A 3680-nucleotide genomic window follows, 5' to 3' on the forward strand; every position below is an offset into this window, starting at 1 on the left:
TGCCAGAGGCGCGGAGCGCCTCGCTGCCGCTCGCTCCGCTCGCGGCGTCCCTCGCGGGCGGTTCGCGGTCGCCTACGGCGACCACTCACCGGCGCGCCACCGCTCGGACGATCGCTCATTGCTTCGCCTGTAGTGAGCGGTTCTCCGATGGCGTGCGAACGGTTCCATGAATCCGTATACGGGAGCGTTAAACCGCCCCCGGTCGTCGGAGGGGCCATGAACTTCGACGCCACGTTCGGCACGGACGCGCCGGTGATCGGCATGATACACCTGCCCGCGCTCCCGGGCGCGCCGGGCGCGCCCGACGACGGCGCGGCCGCGATGGATGCGGCCGTCGAGCGCGCCGTGAGCGACGCGACGAGACTCGAGTCGGGCGGGGTCGACGGGCTGATGATCGAGAACTTCGGCGACGCCCCGTTCTACCCCGACGACGTGCCGAAACACACGGTCGCGGCGACGACTCGCGCGGCGACCGAGGTCGCGGCGGCGGTGGACCTGCCGATCGGGATCAACGTCCTCCGGAACGACGTCGAAGCCGCCGTCTCCGTCGCCGCCGCGGTCGATGCGTCGTTCGTCCGCGTGAACGTCCACACGGGCGCGCGAGTCACCGACCAGGGGATCGTCGAGGGGCGCGCACACGAGACGGTCCGGCTCCGCGACCGGCTGGGCGTCGACGTCGGCGTCTTCGCCGACACCGACGTGAAACACTCCGCGCCGCTCACGCCGGCGGGGTACTCCGCGGAGTCGTTCGCCGACACCGCCGAGCGCGGGCTCGCGGACGCCGTGATCGCCTCCGGGTCGGGCACCGGCCACGCGGTCGACGACGACGCGCTGGAGGCCGTGGTCGACGAGCGCGAGCGACACGGGCTCGACACGCCGGTCCTCGTCGGCAGCGGCGTCCGGTCCGACACGATCGGTGACCTCCTCGGCGTCGCGGACGGCGTCATCGTCGGGACCGCGCTGAAGGAGGGCGGCGAGACGACCGCCCCGGTCGACGTCGATCGGGTCGCGGAACTGGTCGCGCGGGCGGACGAGGTTCGGTGAGCGCGGGTTTCCCCGTTCACCTCCCCCGTCACCGCAGGTCCGCGTCGCGCTCGGCGAGGAACCGCCGGACCTCCTCGCGAGTCGGAAGCCCGGTCTGTGTGAACCGCTCCGTACAGTTGATCGCCGCGACCGCGGATGCGAACCGGGCGGCGTCGACGAGCGTTCCTCCGGCCGATTCCTCCGTCGAGCCGCCGTCGGCCAGGAGCAACCGGTCGATCAGCCCGGCGAGGAACGCGTCGCCCGCCCCGGTCGTGTCGACGACGTCGACCTCGAACGCGTCGACCCGGGTCGCTTCGCCGTCGGCGATCACGGTCATCCCGTCCGCGCCGTGGGTGAGAACCGCGGGGCCGACGGATCGAGTGCGGACCGCCGAGAGCCGGTCGACGGCCGCGTCGACGCCGCCGAAGTAGGCGGGCGCGGCGACGCCGCCGGCGACGAAGAGGTCGGCGCGGTGGAGGTACCCGTGGACCGTCTCCGGCTCGGTCCCGCGACCGGCGAGCTCCTCGACCGGTCCCGAGAGGTCGAAGACGAGCGCGGGACGGTCGGCCTCGGGCGCGTCGAGGACCCGGTCGAGCACCGCCCGCGCGACCCGGTCGGGCGTGTACGCCGTGAGGAAGACGACCTCGCTCTCGACGATCGACTCGAGGGTCGTCGGGTCGAGCCGGAGCTCGCGGAAGCTCTCGCCGGCGGTGACGATGGCGCGCTCGCCGTCCGGCGCGCTCAGGATCACCGAGCGCGTCGTCGGGTCGTCCCCGACCGTCACCCGGGACCCGTCGACGCCGCTCTCGGCCAGCCAGGAACGCGCCAGGTCGCCGTACTCGTCGTCGCCGACCCGGCTGACGAGCCCGACGTCGCGGCCGAGTCGATCGAGTCCGACCGCGACGTTCGCGCCGACGCCGCCCGGCGCGGTCTCGACCTCGCTCGCGTACGCGCCGCCGTCCGGCTCCGGGAGGTTCGAGACGGCGTACCACTCGTCGACCGCGGCCGCGCCGATGGCGGTGACCCGGGGCGGATCGCGTTCGTCGCTCGAAGCTCCCATCACGCCCCGAAGAAGGACTCGTGGACGGCCATCGCGGCCTCGGTCGCGATCGGTCCCTCCACGTCGGCGTCGCCGTCGGCCCGCCGGATCACTTCCTCCGCCGGGATCGGGACGCCGCCGCCGGTGAGCTCGTGGAGCGTCTCGCCCGCGACGCCGAAGACGACGCGGCCGATCCCGGCGTAGTGGATCGCGGCGGTACACATCGGACACGGCTCGGTGCTCGCGTACATCGTACAGTCGGCCAGCTCCTCCGGCGAGAGCTCGCTGCCGGCCCAGCGCGCCAGCTTGAGCTCCGGGTGTGCGGAGACGTCGTCGTCGGTCAGGGTCGTGTTCCTCGCCTCCCGTCGAACCTCGCCGTCGACGACCAACAGCGCGCCGAACGGGGTGTTTCCGTCCTCGACCGCCTCCTCCGCGAGTTCGATCGTCCGCGCGACGTGTTCGTGGTCCGTGGTCATGTCGCCTCCTTCGGCCCCCGTGACCTAACGCTTCCCGTCGCCGGCGCCGGGGTCGGTTGGAGCGTCGCCGGCGGAGGGATCGATCGGTTCCTCGTCGTCGTCCGCCGCCTCCGAGGACCCGGTCCGCCGGACCTCCCGAAGCTTGTCGACCGCGTCGTCCGTCGCGGCCGACCTGGTTTCTTTCACGGCTCCGGGGTCGAGCCGGTCGTCGTCCGGCCCCTCCGGTTCCGATCCCGCGGCCTCTCCGTCGGCCGCGTCGTCCGGTTCCTCCGGCCCCGAACCGAGGAGGCCGCCGATCCACTCGCGAAGTGCCGTGAGGAGTCCCATGGTCAGTAGTTCCGGAACAGGAGCGCCCGCACGTCGTCCTTGGTGCGGGCCGTTTCGACGCTTCCGTCGGGCAGTTCCACCTCGTATCGCACGTCACCGTCGCCCTCGTGCCACTTGTCGTCGTGGGTATCGAGCAGGCTCATCATCGCGTTCAGTTGGCCGGCTCCGCCGTCGTCCTCGGAGGTCCCGTCGTTGCCGACTGCGTCGTCGCCGCCACCGTCACCGGGATCGTCGGGCGCGGGGTCCTCGCCCGCCTCGCTGGCGGCCTCGGCGTCCCCGTGCTCGTCGTTCGCTGGATCGGCGTCGGGAACCTCCACGTCGACGCGGGCGAAGGGGTCGACCGCCAGCTCCGCGGCCGCGTCGAGTATCGCCTCGACGAGTTCGTCCTTGGTCATGTCGCTGCGGCCGGAGACGTCGAACGCGGCGGCGATCGAGTACAGATCGGAGCGGTCCGCTTGCTCGGGGTCGCCGTGTTTCCGGTTGCGCTCGCCGAGCGCCTCTCGTGCCGCCTCCCGGTCGAAGGGGAGCGAGTCCTCGTCGGCGGCGGAGTCTCCCTCGTCCTCCCCGCCTGCCAGCCGATCGGGGTCGGCCGAGCGGTCCGGGTCGTCGACGGCCTCGGCGAGGTCGAGCAGGTACGAGAGGACCTCCTCGGTGCCGACCGTCGCGTACGGGCCGGCGTGTCGGTCCGCCAGTTCCTCGCGCAGGCGCTCGATGCGTTCTCGGTGGTCGTCGGTGATCTCAAGCGGTGGCATTCGTTACTCCTCTCCGTCCGCTTCCTCGTCCTTCTCCTCTCCGTCCGCTTCCTCGTCCTTCTC

The 3680-nt window shown here is 72.5% G+C and carries 5 protein-coding genes; 1 reads left to right on the top strand and 4 read right to left on the bottom strand.

The features are described from left to right. Positions 1–216: 216 nt before the first annotated feature. A complete protein-coding gene (locus F3H10_RS15830) occupies positions 217–1044 on the top strand; it encodes a BtpA/SgcQ family protein (protein ID WP_149785721.1) in 828 nt (275 codons plus the stop codon). Positions 1045–1072: 28 nt separating this feature from the next. Here the strand turns inward: F3H10_RS15830 and F3H10_RS15835 are convergent, their stop codons facing one another. Genes F3H10_RS15835 through F3H10_RS15850 form a run of 4 tightly spaced genes read right to left on the bottom strand, consistent with a single transcriptional unit; the run spans position 1073 to position 3617 of the window. Continuing rightward, the gene (locus F3H10_RS15835; protein WP_149785722.1) at positions 1073–2083 is read right to left on the bottom strand and encodes a carbohydrate kinase family protein; all 1011 of its coding nucleotides are present in this window, start codon (positions 2081–2083) and stop codon (positions 1073–1075) included. Beyond that, the gene (locus F3H10_RS15840; protein ID WP_149785723.1) at positions 2083–2538 is read right to left on the bottom strand and encodes a nucleoside deaminase; all 456 of its coding nucleotides are present in this window, start codon (positions 2536–2538) and stop codon (positions 2083–2085) included. The genes F3H10_RS15835 and F3H10_RS15840 overlap by 1 nt, the downstream gene beginning before the upstream one ends. 24 nt (positions 2539–2562) lie before the next feature. Further along, complete coding sequence (locus F3H10_RS15845; RefSeq protein ID WP_149785724.1) at positions 2563–2865, bottom strand: hypothetical protein; 303 nt, start codon at positions 2863–2865, stop codon at positions 2563–2565. A 2-nt stretch (positions 2866–2867) separates the two neighbouring features. Then, positions 2868–3617 carry a Rho termination factor N-terminal domain-containing protein gene (locus tag F3H10_RS15850; protein WP_149785725.1) on the bottom strand — a complete coding sequence of 250 codons (750 nt, stop codon included), beginning with the start codon at positions 3615–3617 and terminating at the stop codon, positions 2868–2870. Positions 3618–3680: the final 63 nt, after the last annotated feature.

This window comes from Halorubrum aquaticum, from assembly GCF_900113615.1.
In the GTDB taxonomy this organism is placed as follows: domain Archaea; phylum Halobacteriota; class Halobacteria; order Halobacteriales; family Haloferacaceae; genus Halorubrum; species Halorubrum aquaticum.